Source organism: Arcanobacterium urinimassiliense (genome assembly GCF_900119495.1).
GTDB lineage: Bacteria > Actinomycetota > Actinomycetes > Actinomycetales > Actinomycetaceae > Arcanobacterium_A > Arcanobacterium_A urinimassiliense.
The window spans coordinates 1,633,827-1,649,912 of the sequence record NZ_LT632435.1 but is presented as its reverse complement, the minus strand read 5'-3'; the positions used below and the strand labels follow the sequence as shown (position 1 = coordinate 1,649,912).

At 50.9% G+C, this 16,086-nt stretch carries 16 protein-coding genes; 11 read left to right on the top strand and 5 right to left on the bottom strand.

Annotation, left to right across the window (positions count from 1 at the left end):
* Positions 1-170 precede the first annotated feature (170 nt).
* Entirely contained in the window at positions 171-1,292 is a 1,122-nt protein-coding gene (locus BQ7117_RS07365; protein ID WP_143273994.1) for a metallophosphoesterase, read from the bottom strand.
* A gap of 17 nt (positions 1,293-1,309) precedes the next feature.
* Complete coding sequence (locus tag BQ7117_RS07360; RefSeq protein ID WP_073996873.1) at positions 1,310-3,604, bottom strand: transglycosylase domain-containing protein; 2,295 nt, start codon at positions 3,602-3,604, stop codon at positions 1,310-1,312.
* 166 nt (positions 3,605-3,770) lie between these two features.
* Here BQ7117_RS07360 and BQ7117_RS07355 point away from each other — a divergent pair, with 166 nt between their 5' ends.
* Positions 3,771-4,097: a WhiB family transcriptional regulator gene (locus tag BQ7117_RS07355; protein WP_073996872.1), complete on the top strand. Its 327-nt coding sequence runs from the start codon at positions 3,771-3,773 to the stop codon at positions 4,095-4,097.
* A gap of 14 nt (positions 4,098-4,111) precedes the next feature.
* Positions 4,112-4,276, top strand: coding sequence for a Sp36 family protein (locus tag BQ7117_RS07795; RefSeq protein WP_202613038.1), 165 nt, complete (start codon positions 4,112-4,114; stop codon positions 4,274-4,276).
* A gap of 134 nt (positions 4,277-4,410) precedes the next feature.
* Here BQ7117_RS07795 and BQ7117_RS07350 read toward each other — a convergent pair whose 3' ends face one another.
* Entirely contained in the window at positions 4,411-5,088 is a 678-nt protein-coding gene (locus BQ7117_RS07350; RefSeq protein WP_073996871.1) for a Crp/Fnr family transcriptional regulator, read from the bottom strand.
* A 182-nt stretch (positions 5,089-5,270) separates the two neighbouring features.
* Here BQ7117_RS07350 and nth point away from each other — a divergent pair, with 182 nt between their 5' ends.
* Positions 5,271-5,927, top strand: coding sequence for an endonuclease III (gene nth / locus BQ7117_RS07345; protein WP_084790017.1), 657 nt, complete (start codon positions 5,271-5,273; stop codon positions 5,925-5,927).
* Positions 5,928-6,034: 107 nt separating this feature from the next.
* On the opposite strand, the gene BQ7117_RS07340 is transcribed toward nth, so the two are convergent.
* Together BQ7117_RS07340 and BQ7117_RS07335 are read right to left on the bottom strand one after the other, a co-directional pair.
* Positions 6,035-6,946, bottom strand: a complete 912-nt coding sequence (locus BQ7117_RS07340) for an alpha/beta fold hydrolase (protein ID WP_073996869.1) — start codon at positions 6,944-6,946, stop codon at positions 6,035-6,037.
* 47 nt (positions 6,947-6,993) lie between these two features.
* Positions 6,994-8,076 (bottom strand): hypothetical protein, encoded by a 1,083-nt coding sequence (locus tag BQ7117_RS07335; protein ID WP_073996868.1) that lies wholly within the window; start codon positions 8,074-8,076, stop codon positions 6,994-6,996.
* Positions 8,077-8,303: 227 nt separating this feature from the next.
* Here BQ7117_RS07335 and BQ7117_RS07330 point away from each other — a divergent pair, with 227 nt between their 5' ends.
* The 8 genes from BQ7117_RS07330 (at position 8,304) to topA (ending at position 16,082) form a co-directional block, all read left to right on the top strand.
* The gene (locus BQ7117_RS07330; RefSeq protein WP_143273993.1) at positions 8,304-9,314 is read left to right on the top strand and encodes a CpaE-like family protein; all 1,011 of its coding nucleotides are present in this window, start codon (positions 8,304-8,306) and stop codon (positions 9,312-9,314) included.
* 3 nt (positions 9,315-9,317) lie between these two features.
* Positions 9,318-10,457 carry a TadA family conjugal transfer-associated ATPase gene (locus tag BQ7117_RS07325; protein WP_073996866.1) on the top strand — a complete coding sequence of 380 codons (1,140 nt, stop codon included), beginning with the start codon at positions 9,318-9,320 and terminating at the stop codon, positions 10,455-10,457.
* 17 nt (positions 10,458-10,474) lie between these two features.
* A complete protein-coding gene (locus BQ7117_RS07320; RefSeq protein WP_073996865.1) occupies positions 10,475-11,146 on the top strand; it encodes a type II secretion system F family protein in 672 nt (223 codons plus the stop codon).
* A 42-nt stretch (positions 11,147-11,188) separates the two neighbouring features.
* Positions 11,189-11,713 carry a type II secretion system F family protein gene (locus BQ7117_RS07315; protein ID WP_073996864.1) on the top strand — a complete coding sequence of 175 codons (525 nt, stop codon included), beginning with the start codon at positions 11,189-11,191 and terminating at the stop codon, positions 11,711-11,713.
* Between the two features lie 225 nt (positions 11,714-11,938).
* The gene (locus tag BQ7117_RS07310) at positions 11,939-12,130 is read left to right on the top strand and encodes a DUF4244 domain-containing protein (RefSeq protein ID WP_073996863.1); all 192 of its coding nucleotides are present in this window, start codon (positions 11,939-11,941) and stop codon (positions 12,128-12,130) included.
* A gap of 119 nt (positions 12,131-12,249) precedes the next feature.
* Positions 12,250-12,600, top strand: coding sequence for a TadE family type IV pilus minor pilin (locus BQ7117_RS07305; protein ID WP_073996862.1), 351 nt, complete (start codon positions 12,250-12,252; stop codon positions 12,598-12,600).
* Between the two features lie 22 nt (positions 12,601-12,622).
* Positions 12,623-13,048: an Rv3654c family TadE-like protein gene (locus tag BQ7117_RS07300; RefSeq protein ID WP_073996861.1), complete on the top strand. Its 426-nt coding sequence runs from the start codon at positions 12,623-12,625 to the stop codon at positions 13,046-13,048.
* A gap of 259 nt (positions 13,049-13,307) precedes the next feature.
* Positions 13,308-16,082 carry a type I DNA topoisomerase gene (gene topA / locus BQ7117_RS07295; RefSeq protein ID WP_202613037.1) on the top strand — a complete coding sequence of 925 codons (2,775 nt, stop codon included), beginning with the start codon at positions 13,308-13,310 and terminating at the stop codon, positions 16,080-16,082.
* Positions 16,083-16,086: the final 4 nt, after the last annotated feature.

Sequence of the window (16,086 nt, the reverse complement as noted above, 5' to 3'; positions counted from 1 at the left end):
ATGCGCGCGGGTAAAATCATTTTTCGCAAGCTGCGCCTCACTTCACAGCTTTCCGGCTCGCAAAGTGAAAATATGCGGATTTTATTGGCCGCTAGGCATCTCTGAGCGCGTCTCTTAGTGCTTTTTAGTGCCCCGCTCAGTATGCCTGTGGCGTACTCTTTAGCGCGCTTTTAATACACTTCGAGAAGAATTAACTCGGGCGGGCAGAAAGTACGCAGAGGTACAAAAGGTGAAGAGCCGAGGCCTGCCGAAACTTCCACTATTGCGTGCTGCTTAGCTTGCGGGAAAGTCAATTGGGCATCGCCTTTCTGAGCGGGTGCACCTAATGGCCAAGTAAAAATTCCCGAGGCGTAGGGGGTAGGAATATCGCAATTAGTGGTGAGAGCTTTTCCGCCGGGTAAGCAGACCTGCCCGCCGTGGGTGTGCCCAGCAAAAATTAACTGGCAGTCATTTTCGGCGAGCTTTTTTAATATCCGTAAATAAGGAGCATGCGTCAGACCTATTCGTAAATCGCGATTTTGAGTTGAGGTGCCTTGCATATTTGGGGGGTTCTGAGCAGCTGGGGTGCCCTGTGTATGCAGAGGGGTTTGGGTAGCTAGCTCGCCGTGCTCGCTGGTTACGGCTGTGGCTGCGGGCTCAGTCGCAGTCGTGGGGAAAACATCGCGTTTTATATGGGGGTCATCTACCCCAATGAAATCTATCTTTCGCCCTTTTATCGTCATTTCTGCTCGTGCGTTATTCAAATTTATCCAGCCGAAAGATTCCAAGAGGGAGGTGAGCTGATCAGTGGGGAGTGGGCGCGCCGAATGTTGCTTAAGGGAATCAGCGCTGGAAGTGCGGTAGAGATAGCGGAAAGGATTTTTGAAGCGCGGAGCTGTATAGTCATTTGATCCATATACGAATACGCCGGGAATGCCGGCAAAACTCTCTAGAGCGCGCGCTAACTCTGGCAATACGGCAGCTTGGGAAATTAAATCTCCGGTAAATACCAGTAAATCGGGGTGGGTATGAGCGGCTTGCACTAAAAATCGCAATTGCGCATATCTGCACTTAGTCAGATGTAGATCAGAAATATGGAGAATTCGCAGTGGCGCATAATCTGCATTTGCCGGTGGGTAATCTGTTTTTGGGGCCGCGTGGGTAGACATAGGCGCCGGAGTTGGTGAGGAGCTAAGCAAAGGCGCCGGAGGGGCTGGGAAAATTGTGCGCCGATAGAGCTGGTAGCTCCGTCCGTGTATATAGGCAGCTCCAGCAGTTAAACACCCGCTGGCTGCCACGCCAGCGCCAGCCAAAAGTATCTTTTTCGTATTCACTGCTCAGTGCGGGGTGCTTGATTAGCGGCAGGCGGCTGTGGATTAGCCGGGGGAGTACTCTGATTAGAATCAGAATCAGAATTCAAATCATCGCGGAAAGTACCAGCACGGGGCACATAACTTTGCGTGAAGTACTCGATGGGCTTTCCAGCTAGTGCGGCTTGGTTAAAAGCGCGGAAAGTATGGGCGGGAATAGCGCTTCCGTAGAGCACTGGATAGTACCTGCCGTTCACCGTGATATCAATCATCGGGGTATCTCCGCTCATATTTCCTGTCCAGACGGCGGTGGCCAATTGCGGAGTATAGCCCACAAACCAAGCGTGATTAGCACTGTCGGTAGTGCCAGTTTTTCCAGCTACTGGCCGTGCTCCGAGTGAGGCAGTCACGCCGGTACCACTCGTAACTACTGAACGCAGCGCTTGCGTGGCCTGCTGGGCTACTTCTGGTTTTATTACTTCTTTACAACTCGGCTCTTGCGTAGCCAGCACTTTACCGGAGCTATCTTTAATCTCTGTAAAGCTGATGGGGGTACAAGCTTTTCCATCTGCCGCTAAAGTAGCTGCTGCCGAAGCCATAGAAAGTGGAGTCACCGGATTGGTGCCCAGCACCATGCTGGGATTAGGAATAAGCGGGAGCGGCTCTCCGCGGGTGGCGTGCAGCGGATTCTTTGCAGCGCCCTTCCCCATATCAGCAAACTGTTTCACATCTGCTTCAGTGGCCAGACCGCCACGTTGTACACCTAAAGCGGTGGCCGTGGCAGTAATATCGCATAAATCTAGTTTCGTGGCCATATCCACGTAGCCTACGTTCAAAGAAAGAGCAGTAGATTGCTGCACAGAGCGCATTCCGCCGCCTTCTCCTTCGTTATTATTAGGCGAGTAAGGGCCCGCTAGGCTCGGGGCGCAAGAGATATTCCATTTATTCGCCGGATAAAGCCGCTTAGTGGTATTTACTGAATCATAGATACTATGACCAGATTTTATCCAATCTACCAGTGTAAATATCTTAAATGTGGATCCAGACTGGAATCCTTCTCCGCCGCCCCGGGTGCGCCCTACATTCAGATTCAAAGTGGTGGCTGCCGGATTTTGCTCGGTGGCTTTTCCGTAGTGGGTATTTTGCGCCATAGCAAGAATCTTTCCCGTGCCCGGTTCAATAGCGCTTAAAGAAGTTTCTAAACCAGAGGGGTCATCAATCGGCACTCCCGCTATTACGGCATCGTAAGCCGCTTGTTGGGCAGTCGGATCGAGAGTAGAAGTAATTTTTAATCCGCCGCGATAGAGCATCTGTATACGGTCGCTGCGCGATTTACCGTAGAGCTCTGAATTTAAGACGTCCGCCACCACAGTTTCACAAAAATAGGCAGAAATTCCTGCGCTTTCGCAACCATTTTGCGTCGGATTTACTTTCAAAGTGTCTTCTACTGGCACCGCCATAGCCGCATCACGCTCTTCCGGAGTGATGAACTCTAGATCGGCCATCTCGGTAAGTACTATGTCGCGGCGTTCTTGTGCATCACGCGGATTGATGAGCGGATTCCATTTATTGGGCGCCTGGGTAATTCCGGCTAGCATCGCTGCCTGCGGCAAGGTGACGTCTTTTGCTGATACGGAGAAGAAATAGCGCGAAGCTGCCTCTACGCCCCACTGGGAGGGGCCAAATTGGGCGATATTTAGATACGCGGTGAGAATCTGGTCTTTATCCATTTTCTTCTCAATCGCTATCGCATAGCGTGCTTCGTTAAGTTTGCGGGTGAGGGTCTGTTCGGTAGCTTTTTGTACTTTTTCCGCATCTCCCGCGATGCGCCCCTCTTCGATAAGCGCATTCTTTACGTACTGCTGGGTAATAGTAGAACCCCCAGCCAGCCGCCCGCCGGTGAGGTTGTTGACGGCAGCGCCAATGATTCCTTGCGCATCTAGGCCGGTGTGCTCAAAAAAGCGGCGATCTTCGATAGCGACAGCAGCTTTCTTAATGAGTGGCGAGATATTTTCGGAAGAAACAATAATGCGATTCTCCGCGTAAAATTTCGCCACTTCGCTACCGTCTGCTGCCAAAATTACTGACTGCTCAGAGGGGCGGGTGAAGTCAATCTCGGTAGGTAAATCATTAAAAAGACGCAGTATCGCATTGGCGGCGGTAGCTGAAGCTGCCACCAGTGGCATAGCTATTGCTCCGGCGAGTATTCCGCCCATAAGAGAGAGTGCGAGGAAAGCGGCGAGTGCCGTGCGTAGCTCTTGCCGGCTAAAATTTTTCCGCAGCTTTCTTTTCGATTTATCTCCAGAAGATGCCATAGAGTCAGAATACTTGTTTTGCGGGTGGTTTTCCTAGTGATTTTTAGTTATCGGCACGATTTTTGTTCGATAAATGGGCTCAATGTGCGTTTTCGAAAAATAATTTGTAGTATACGAGTGACGCCAATCACCATAGGCAAATAATGTAGAAGGGTTGAAACAATTTATGAGGGTTGTGTATAAGGATCAAACCTGGGCCACACGAGCTGCATGCGCAAAAATAGACCCGGATTCGTTATTCGTACGGGGATCGGCGCAGCGGCAGGTACGCCAACTCTGCTACGCGTGCCCAGTGCGTTTAGAGTGTTTAGCGGATGCGCTTGATTCTAATGCCGGTTTCGGAGTGTGGGGTGGATTGACGGAGCGAGAGCGGCGGGCAATTTTGCGGCGTTTCCCCAATGAAACCAATTGGTATGCTCGCCTCACTACTTCGGAAGAACCAGTAGCTATTGAACTCCGAGCTGGACGAGTGCCCCGTATTTCTACTCGCTGAGGTATTGTGAAAATATGACTAAATGGGAATATGTGACGATACCACTGTTGATACACAATACAAAGGCAATTTTGGATAACTGGGGAAAGCAAGGCTGGGAATTGGTGACGGTGCTACCTGGACCAGATGGCACGAATCCAGTCGCTTATCTGAAGCGCCCCGTTGCACAAGATGCATAAATAAAATGAAGCAGATTGAGCTGCAGAGTTTGTAAGCATATAAAAGTGCCCCCACCAGTTAAAACTGGTGGGGGCAAATTATTTTAAGCTAGAGAATTAGCTCGCATGTATGCCGGGTTCTTTATATACCGGATTTAGTGAGCTCGCCGCTGCAGCCGCGCTACCTGAATAAGGAGTACAGCTCGCCCTTCCAAGCGAATCCAGCCACGGGAAGTAAAATCAGCCAAAGATTTATTTACCGTTTCCCGAGAAGCTCCTACGAGATGCGCTAATTCTTCTTGCGTTAAATCGTGCGCCACATAGATACCTTCGGGAGTGCGCTCTCCGAATTTCTCAGCTAAATCTAGGAGAGCTTTGGCGACGCGCCCGGGCACATCGGAAAATACCAAATCTGCCATCTGGTTATTGGTGTTACGCAGCCGCAGTGCCAATTGGCGAAGCATTAAAATAGCTAGCCGCGGGTGCTCTTCGATATATTTCCGCATTTCTTCATGCGCCAGCGTGAGTAACTTAGTGGGCGCAATGGCGGTAACTGTAGAAGAACGAGGCTGGAGATCGAAGAGGGAAAGTTCTCCGATTATTTCTCCGGGTCCGAGTACGGCGATTAAGTTTTCCCGTCCGTCTGGAGAGGTGTGGGAGAGTTTTACTTTTCCTTCAGTAATCAAGTAAAGGCGGTTTCCGGCGTCTCCCTCGTGGAAAAGCGATTCTCCGCGCTTGAGAGAAGCCTCTGCCATGAGTGCCGCCAGAGATTCTAAATCTTCCTCAGTCAGCCCTTTGAACAGCTCGACCTGCGCTAAAAAATTTGCATCCATTACTGTGTTTTCCTCTACTCTCTGCTGTGATAAATACGTTAGCAACTCTGAACCAGTAAACTAATTTAGTAAACTCTGTAAGAGATGTCATACTCAGTATCAATTTTGCCATGTTAATTGATATTTAGCACGGTTTTTTTAATAAAGAAGATACTACTAGCACAATTAGCGAGAGTGAGAAAATGCCGCGCCCGAAAATTTCTGAGCGACGAGAACAAGCTCAGCAGATCACTTCGCGCCTCGCACAGCTGTATCCGGAGGCAGCTTGTACCCTAGATTTTCAAAATTCTTTTCAACTGCTCTGCGCTACAGTACTATCGGCACAAACTACTGATGCGCGGGTAAATAAGGTGACGCCGGAACTTTTTCGCCGTTTTCCTTCTCCGGAAGCCATGGCGAAAGCGGAACTAGCAGAGCTAGAAGAAATACTGCATCCGCTCGGATTTTTTCGCTCTAAAGCAAAATCTTTACAGGGGCTGGCGCGCGGCTTAGTGGAAAATTTTGCGGGGCAAGTACCCGGGGAGCTCTCTCAGCTGGTGACTCTTCCGGGAGTAGGGAGAAAAACCGCTAATGTGGTGCTCGGCGATGCTTTCGGAATTCCGGGAATTACAGTAGATACACATGTGGGGAGATTGGCCCGCCGTTGGAAATGGACGCGCCACCAAGATCCGGAAAAGGCCGAAAAAGACCTGCAGAAATTATTACCGCCGGAGATTTGGACCCCTACTTGCCACCGTATTATTGCGCACGGGCGGGCAGTGTGCCGCGCTAGGAAGCCGCTATGCGGGCAATGCGCTCTAGAAGATATTTGCCCAAGTAGCGAAGTAACGAAGAACTAGCGAAACAGCGCACTAGCGAAATAATGCACTAGCGCCGTAGTTAATAGGCAGAAAATTAGCGCCGCAGCAAGAGTGTTAGCGTGAAAAGTTAATGGTGCGGTGAGATCTCAGCAGTGCGTCTGTAAAAAAATCCGGAGAGCATCTGTGAATGCTGCCGGTTGCTCTTCCGGCACAAAATGGCCTGCTTGGGCGATGGTAAGTAATTCATAGGAACCACGTGCAAATTCCGCGTCTTTATTCCATGCTCGGGGAGGAAGTAGCGGATCGAGCGCGCCGCGCACGGCCAGGATAGGAACTTTTACCGGATTTGCTGATTCGCGTAAATATTGCCGGCCGCGGGCGGAATGCTGAGAAAGTAGCGTCCAGCGCAGTTGGGCCAGAGCTGCTCGAGCTACCCCTGGCAACCGCAATGCCTGCGTATAGAGATCTGCTTGTCCAGCTGCGCCGTTATTCCCGGGCGCCGACCATTCCTGTAAAAGTTGGGCGATGTGGCGGGAATCTTGAAGTTTCTTTTCGGCAAGCGGAGTGAGGAAGCTACTTATAGCGTGCCGCCAAGTGCGGAGAGTTAAATGCATACCTAGGCGATGTAGGGTGCGCGGATGCGGAGAAGACACCGTGACTAGCCCCGCAAATAAATCAGGTGCTTTAGAAACCGCTGACCACGCTAAGGCACCCCCGCGCCCCAGTCCCACTAAAAATGCGCGGTCATAGCCCAGAGAATGCACCAGGGCAATTAAATCGTCAGTGAGAAGCAGGGCATCGGCGGAGTTTGGTGTCTTATCTGATCCGCCGAAGCCGCGCTTATCGATTGCAGCTACTTCGAATCCGGCCGCCGCTAGAGGCGCGATTTGCTCTCGCCAAGCCCACCAGTATTGCGGAAAACCGTGTACTAAAAGTACGAGAGGGCGAGTATCGGAGTAGGTGCCGGCGTGCGCTATATGAAATTGCGCGCCGTTGGCCTGTACAAATCGGTGCTGCCAAGGGCCGGAAATACTGATGCAGGAATTATCAGCCGGCATAAAAGCGCCTCTCTGTTTATCTGTTTGCTTTATCTGCTATTTTGCGATTACTCAGCTGCGGGGGCAGCGGGGTCTGACTCAGCGGGAGCCGATTTATGATCCTGCTCGTACTGAGGAAGTGCCAGTTCACGGCGCAGCAAAATTTCTTGCCGGGCAGCGCTACGTTTGCGGGCCCCATGAATAGCGAGAGCAAATATGAAGAGCAAAAATCCGAAAATAGCTATCCGCCCGGAGCCTAAATCGAGTCCGAGGTGATGCACCACATTTCCCGTGAAAGGATTGAATCCGCCGATAGCTTTATCTAAGCGCTCGATAAGTGCCGCAGCTTGCCCAGGTACGATGACGGCTGCTAGCCCCAAGAGAGTGAGCACAATTCCCCAGACTTGTCCGCCGAGAGAAGAGAGCCGCGCCATGAGGGCAATCATTGCCAGAGCAATCATTCCGCCAGCTAGTTCAAGGAGAGCTGCAAAGTTAATATGCCCCGTATCCCACGGATTATCCGTCACCAGATTGAGGCGGACTCCGGCGTCAGAAATCAGATACCAAGCTATGGGTATAAGCACGAGGGTGGCAAAAAATACGGCGATATGTGCGCTGAAACGGCTCGGAGGTGCGTCTGGCACATAAGGTGCCGGCGTGCCGGCCACATCTCCTGGATCGGCCGCCCAGTGCTCGTGATTCGCCACTTCCTCCGCCTGCGCGGAGTCAGCTGCTGCTGGAGTGGATTCTCCAGCTGCTAGAGAATCCGAAAATTCAAGTTCCGAAGAAGTAGGCTCGGGGAATTCGAGCTCGGGCGCAGCTGGTGGTTCTTCGGCTGCTAAAAATGGCGGCGCCGGTGGGAAAGCCGATTCCTCGGCTGAATGAGCCGACATTACGTCGTGCAAAGTGGCGTTGCTGCGCATCTCGGGAGGTAGATTATGGAAATCTGCGCTCTCGCTCGATTCTTCTTCGGCGCCGGTAGTGGCAGCACTTTCTCCCGTAAAGGCTTTTTCCCAAGCTAATTCGTCAGCTTGCCCATAAGCTGGCTGGGCATCGGCATTTTCTGCCTGACCTTCTTCGATGGGGTCGAGCACTGTTTCTTCTGGATTATCCGCATCTGCCGAGTTATAAGGATCAGTTGGTGTATGCACTTTTTACTCCTTGCCTACTTATATCTAGCATTGACGCTACCGTGCAGAGCCGAAAAATTCTGATACCTGTGTCGGCGTGCCTTAAAAAGGTAGGGAAAACCACGTCTTTTCCGCGGTAAAATCTAGCTATTTTTATCTTTGGTGAAGGGGCGGTGGAAAACTCGCGATATACACAAGGGGAGAATAGTGAGCTTCTAGGTTTTTACATCTGTAGCAGGATGCTAGATATGAAAAAGGAAATTTCGTTGCAGCCAGAGGCATCTCTCCACTCACTTATCTATAGTGGCACCGATAAAGAAGCCTATGCCGAGCTTGCGCGTTTGGCAGAAATAGTAGGTATCGATATTAAATACGCCGAAAAATTTTCTCATTCCCAAGGAATCCTTAACTTCACCACAGTTGGTTGCCCAGAAGGAAAAGTGACGGCGCATTTTCACGAACTTTTTGCCCCTTATTTTGCAAAAGGGCAGTTGCAACTAGATTACCGGCAAGATACCTCCGATATTTTGGAGCTGATGGTGGCAGTGGGAGCCACTATACGCGGGAAAGTGCTCGGCGTGATTGGCGCCCAAGGAGGCTGTGGAGTATCGGTACTAGCTCTCTGGTTAGCCCGCCGGCTCGCTACCAATGAGCAGATAGCCGTATTGGATATGAATCCTGCCTCGGCAGGAATAGAGCTGCTCTTAGGAGCAGTAGATACCCCGGGGAAACGCTGGGCAGATCTGCAAGGAGATGGCTCACTTCTGGCTGGGCGTTTACAAAATGCGCTACCGAGCTGGAAATCAATTAAATTTCTCTCCGCTGATGAGCGCGGTGGCGTCCCGCTAGATAACGATAATGGCATAAAAGCAATAGCAGCTCTGGCACAGGTAAATGAGTGGACGATTCTCGATCTATCGCCGGCGGCTCCTATCTCTCCGGCAGAAAATTCGTGGTTAGAGTGGTGCGACTACATTTTATTGGTAAGCGCCGTTTCTAATTTGGCGCTCGCACAAGCTGAATTAAAGCTGCAACAGCTCGGTAGAGAGGTGCCGGTGGCGGTGGCGGCAGTGAATGCGAAATCGCAGAATCAACTCGCCTATATAAAGAAATCGCTACAGCTCGAGGAAGTATATCGACTGCGGCACAGCCGAAATTTTTCTGCCGATATAGAGCACGGAATTACTCCCGGCGATCGGCAGAAATCGCTGACTGACCAAGACGTGCGGGTAATCTGCCAGAAATTTTTACGCGAGTGAAAAATGCCGGTAAAAAACGATCTACAAAAAATTCGCGCTCGTTTAGCAGCCGGAGAGCCTTTGCCGCAGGCGCTAGCGGAAATACCGGCACTCTATACTGAAGAGTTGGCTAATATGCGCTCGCGGGTGCGCACAGAGCTCGCGGGTGCCGGCATTACGCTTATGCCGTTGCTAGAGGAGCTAGAAACTACAGATGTGCTGGTAAACGGGGCGGGGCAAGTTTGGGTAGATAGAGGCCGCGGACTGGAAAAAGTACCGGTAGCAGATCGGCAACTGCAAAGTGAAGCAGGGGTGCGCGCTCTAGCAGTACGGCTCGCAGCGAGTTGTGGGCAGCGGCTCGACGATGCCAGCCCGATAGTAGACGGCACTTTTGCTTCCGGTATTCGCCTGCACGCCGTGCTACCGCCAATTGCCGCAGAAGGCACTTTAATTTCGCTGCGGAAACACCGGCAGCAGCGCCTAGAACTAGGAGATTTACTGGCAAATAATTCCATACATCCGCAGTTGGAAAAGCTGTTGTGCCAATTAGTGGCACAGCGGGCCAATGTAATAATTTCCGGTGCAACGGGTGCGGGGAAGACTACTTTTCTAAACGCCATGCTTTCCTTGGTGCCGGCAGAAGAAAGAATCCTTATTATCGAAGAAGCAGCGGAGTTGCGCCCAGCGCATCCGCATGTGGTGCATTTACAAGTGCGGCACGCCAATGTGCAAGGAGCGGGGGCTATTTCTATGAGTTCGCTGGTGCGCGCCGCCATGCGAATGCGCCCAGATCGGTTGGTGCTAGGTGAATGCCGAGGCGCAGAAGTGCGCGATGTGCTCGGAGCCTTAAATACGGGGCATGAGGGAGGATGGGCCACTATCCACGCCAATTCAGCGTTAGACGTGCCGGCGCGCTTAGTAGCGCTCGGAGCTTTAGCGGATATGCAGGAAGCTACGGTAGCGGCACAGGCGGCCGCAGCTTTAGATGCGGTAATTCATATTCGCCGTGGCGGAGCGCGGCGTTATATCTCGCAAATAGCGGTCTTGGAGCGGCGCCGAGGAGAACTTTATACCGAAATAGCAGTGGAAGTGCAGGGGAAAGATATTGAATTTACCCCGGCTTTTTGCCGCCTGGCAGAGCGTTTTTCTTTAGAAAAGGATTAGGGAAATAGGCGGAGAAAATGATTCCTTTTTTATTAGTAATTTTAGTGTGGGCCGTAGCAATCACCACGCTGCCGGCACGGCAAGTACGCCGAAAATTTTCGCGAATTAAACGGCGCTTACCACGGCGCAAAACCTCTTTCCCCGATATGGGTTTAGTGGTGACGGAGGTGGCCACGCGTTTACGCTGCGGAGCTAGCCCCGCTCAAGCGTGGGCACAGACCCTGCGGCGGCATAATTTAGGGGAAAATACACAGCTCGATTCGCAAGGGGTGCCGGAAGTATTAGGAGAAATTTTTTCGCTAAACCGGTTGCAGCGTTTTCGCCGCCGGATTCCTCCCGCATTCTTTGATTCTTTACCTGCAGTTTTCGCAGTTTGCCGTCTCGGAAACGGGAGTGGAGCTCCGGTGGCAGAAATTTTAGATTCCTGCGCCACCAGCATCACCGAAGCGGCGGCGGCACATTCAGCTCGGCAAGTAGCTCTCGCCGGCCCCGTCAGCTCCGCCCGCATACTAGCTGCTCTCCCGTTCGGAGGATTTTTACTCGGCTACGCTTTCGGAATCGATGTACTGGAATTTCTTTTTGCTACGAGGTTAGGGAATCTAGCGCTACTCGGCGGAGCGGGGGCAGAAATAGCGGGGATACTACTGGTGAAAAAGATGGTAGTGCAAGCGAGGCACGAAGATTCTTAAAGGAAGTGAAAATAAGGGAGCGAAAATAAGGAAGTGAAAATTATGTACTTAATCTGGGCAGTATTTTTAATCTGGGCTTGCCTAGCACCGCCGCTGCGCCGTTTTTCTTTTTCTTTTCCGGCGGCCCCGATCTTGGTAGATAGAAGTATTATTCTTGATCTAGCTGCGGCTTCTTTTCGAGCTGGCCATTCTATTCCCGGTGCTCTGGCTGCGGTGGGAGAGGCTCTGGACGAAGAAAATGCTAATTTCTCTGCTCGTTCTCTCGCCGAAGTGAGTAAAGCATTGCTGCTCGGAGCGGATTGGGAAGAGGCTTGGGAAAATACGTCGCCACGCTATCGAGATCTAGCTGCAGCCTTGGAGCCGGCTTGGAATCAGGGAGCGGCTCCGGTGGCGCTTCTAGAGCGCAGTGCTTTAACTTTGCGCTTGACGCGTGCCCGCCGAGCTAAAGAGGCGGCAGCTCGCCTCGGTGCTCGTCTAGTTATTCCGTTGGTATCCTGTTTTCTCCCCGCTTTTATGCTAATCGGAGTATTTCCAATAGTGGTCGGAGCGGGAGAAAAAATTTTTTAAAAGCCAGGCTCTTCCCCCAATTTTTACTTACTGGCTGGCGTGGCGTTTACAGATTTTCGAAAAAGAGGTTGTTATTTTTCCACAAGGCCTACAAGTAAAGCTGCAATACACAAGATAACAACCGCGCCAATTCTCCGCGCGAAATTAAGCGATGCTTGCTCTATCGCAAAGCGATACCTGCCTGCAGTAGCCGGCAGAGTAAAACCATTAAAAGGAGAATCTGCAATGAAAAATAGAATGTTTAAAAAAATTTCCTCCGGGATGCTGCGTGCAGAGCGCGGAATGGTGACGGCGGAGTATGCCCTCGGTACGGTGGCAACCACTGGAATAGCTGGGATCTTGATTTGGCTAGCTAAGCAAGAGTGGTTTCGGGATTTAATCGTGAATATATTCCGCACTTTGCTCTCTTTAGGCTGATTTCATATACGGAGGGGCGGCCGCGGGCACTGGTATCTAAGAGGTGCTCCGGCTAGCTTCCCCGGAAAATCTGAAATTTTATAAGGCGGGGAAATGAAGAATAGAAATGAAAAATAAAAATGAAAAATAGAAGAGCGGAATCTGGAATGGTGAGTGTGGAGTGGGCTCTTACTATGCCGGTATTTCTATTAGTAGTGCTTTTCTGCGTATCTGGAATTTTTCAGAGTATAAATGTGGCGGTAGTAGATAATGCGGCGCGCGCGGCCGCCCGTTCCTATTCTCTATACGCCGATGCAGAAAAAGCGGAGAAAATTGTGCGCGCCAATGCGGGAGAAAATGCGCGCATGCAGATAGATACGAATGCTGACACCGTCAAAATTGCGATAAAGAAACCCGGGATGGGGATTTTTCGCTACTTGAAGATAAATTTTTATTCGGCATATCAGGTGGTAATGGAACCAGCAGAATAAAAGACGCAAAGGAACTGGCAAAATGAGGGCACTCAGTAGGATAAATAAACAGGCTGGAAAATTTGGCAAAAATTTGGTGGAAAATTTAGCAGAAAGCTTTGCTAAAAATCCAGGTGAAAAGGGAATGGTTACGCCCTTCGTGGCGGTGGCTATCTGTGTAGTTATTTTTTTAACTGGATTGGTGGCGCAGTTCAGCCTCAGTGCCGCTAAAATAGGGCAATTGCAGAATACTGCCGATTTGGCGGCTCTGGCTGGCGCACAAATCGTGCAAAATACGGGAGACGCGGCAGCTGCTTGCCAAAAGGTGCAGGAATTAGCGTCTGCTGCGGAGTGCTCCTGCCATATTGCAGAAGAAAAAGTGGTGGTCGCTCTGGAAGCAGATCCACCTTTTTTAGGTTGGGGGAGAAAAATTACGGCGCGGGCAGTGGCGGGTCCGGTAGCTAGTTAGATATAAAGTCCCGTAGCGGAATAGTCACGGGGAGTTCGGTGCCGAAAGTAGGGTTCTGAAGAGCGCGGTTCCGCGAGCAAGAAAATAGCTATAAAGAGAAATTCTTAGTTATTTGCCGTATCGTACTGGAATTAAGAAATATAAATATTTTTCGCTTTATATTGAAAATGGGGTAAGTTAAAAATCGGCGGTTGCCCCGCGCGTATTAGTTTCTTATTACCTACCGCCGGCGCGGGGAAAAATTTGAGGGAGAGATATCGTGACAAAACTGGTAATTGTGGAATCACCGGCGAAGGCGCGCACTATTGCCAAGTATCTGGGCAAAGAATATGAAGTAACCGCCAGCGTGGGGCATATCCGCGATTTACCTCGTCCCTCTGAGCTGCCCGAAAAAATGAAGAAAGGCCCGTATAGTAAATTTGCGGTCAATATAGAAGAAAATTTTGAACCCTACTACGTAATAAATCCTGATAAAAAGCAAAAAGTGGCGGAGCTGCGCAAGCTATTGAAAACGGCGGACGAGCTCTATCTGGCTACCGACGAAGACCGCGAAGGGGAAGCAATCGCTTGGCATTTATTAGAAGCGTTACGCCCTCGTATTCCGGTGAAGCGCATGGTATTTCATGAGATAACTCCGGAGGCGATAGAAAAAGCTCTGCAGAATACGCGGGATATTGATAGCAAACTAGTAGATGCCCAGGAAACTCGCCGTATTCTCGATCGCTTGGTCGGATATGAGGTCTCGCCGCTGCTGTGGAGAAAAGTGGCGCCGGCACTTTCGGCTGGGCGGGTGCAGTCAGTAGCTACGCGAATAGTTGTGGAGAGAGAACGCGAGAGAATGGCTTTCCGCTCTACCTCTTATTGGGATGTGAATGCCTATCTGCAAACTGAGACGGGTGAATTTTCTGCGCGCGTTACGGAAGTGAATGGCGGGCGCTTAGCACGCGGTAAAGATTTTGACGATCAAGGGCACTTAACTGCGAAAGCAGTGGCTGCGGGCGTGCGAGTTTTACATGAAAATACGGCGCAGGCCTTGGCGAAAATTTTACATTCGGGCACAGCTAGCGTACAAGAAGTAGATAATAAGCCCTATAAGCGCCGGCCGGCAGCTCCTTTTACTACTTCTACTTTGCAGCAGGAAGCTTCTCGGAAATTGCGCCTCAGTTCACGCGATACTATGCGTTTGGCACAGTCTCTCTATGAAAACGGTTTTATTACCTATATGCGTACTGATTCGGTGAATCTCTCTCAGCAAGCCTTGCAGGCGGCGCGAGCTCAGATAGCGGAACTTTATGGGGCAAAAGCACTGCCGGAGAAGCCGCGCATTTATGCTACGAAGAGCAAGGGAGCGCAAGAAGCGCACGAGGCAATTCGCCCCGCAGGTGAGCAGTTCCGGGCGCCGGGCGAAATTAAGAATCAACTTTCCGGGCGGGAATATCAACTTTATGAACTTATCTGGAAACGCACTCTCGCTTCGCAGATGGAAGACGCGCGGGGGCAGACGGCTTCGGTAAAAATACAAGCTGAACGTACTCTGAGCAGCTCCGAAATATCAGGAGCAGAAAATTCATCGGCGGCTAGCTCTGGAGAGGTAGCGGCAGATTCACTAGATAATGCCGTAGTTTTGGCGGAAAAAATGCAGATTGTGCTGGCAGCAGCCGGTACGGTAATTACCGCCCCGGGCTTTTTAGCCGTCTACGAAGAAAGTAAAGATTCAAAGCGTTACGAAGAGAAAAAAGAAGACACCCGGTTGCCGCAGCTAAGTGTAGGTGAAGTGGTAAATACTAAATCTGCGGAAGCTGCTGGGCACGAAACGGCTCCGCCCCCGCGTTTTACGGAAGCTTCGCTAGTGAAGATGCTGGAAGAGAAAGGTATTGGCCGCCCTTCTACCTATGCTTCTACTATTTCCACCATCACTGATCGCGGATATGTGGAAAAGCAGGGGCAGGCTTTGCTACCTACTTGGTTAGCATTTTCCGTGGTGCGCTTACTTGAAGAGAACTTACCTGATCTGGTTGATTACGATTTCACTGCCGATATGGAAGAAGATCTAGACAAAATTGCGGCCGGAGAAGAAGAACGCGTAGAGTACCTTTCTGATTTTTATAATGGTGGATCTGGTAAGCCGGGTTTGCATGCCCAAGTATCCGGATTAGGAGATATTGATGCGCGCCGCGTCAACACAATCGCTATTTCTCCACAGATAGCGGTGCGAGTTGGTAAATATGGGCCTTATCTAGAAGAGCAAGATACGCATGGTGAAGTGCAGCGGCGTGCTTCTCTGCCACCGGATATCGCTCCAGATGAATTAACGGAAGCAAAAGCGCGGGAAATTTTAGAAACGACTTTGCAGGAAGATAAAATTCTTGGCACTGATCCCGCTACTGGATATGAAATCGTAGTGAAAGACGGGCGTTTTGGTCCCTACGTTTCGGAAGTTATCCCGCCGGACGCCGTGCAACTCACGCCAACGGGGAAAATATCGAAAGTGAAGCCAAAGCCGAAGACGGCCTCGCTTTTTGCTTCGATGACTCCGGATACGGTTACTTTGGAGCAAGCCTGCCAGCTCCTTAGCCTGCCGCGGGAGTTAGGAGAATCGGCGGGGGAGCCAATTTATGTGTACAACGGGCGTTTTGGCCCCTATATGAAGCGAGGTAAAGATTCGCGCTCTTTGCAGAGTGAAGAGCAAATTTTCACGATTACGCTGGCAGAAGCAGAAGAAATTTTCCGGGAACCGAAGAGTTCTTTCCGGCCGGCTCGGCAAGAGCCACTGGCGAAACTAGGAAAAGATCCGGTATCGGGTGGAGAGATATTGCTGAAAGACGGGCGTTTTGGCCCCTATGTGACGGACGGAGAAGTAAATGCCTCGGTGCCGCGGCAAGAAGATATTAACCAGTTGACAGCAGAGCGGGCGCAAGAACTACTGGTAGAGCGGCGGTTAAAAATTGCGGCTCAAGGCGGGGCAAAACGGCGTAACAAAACGGCGCGGACGGTGAAAAAGGGTGCGCGCCGGAAAAAGACGACGAAAAAATAAGTAG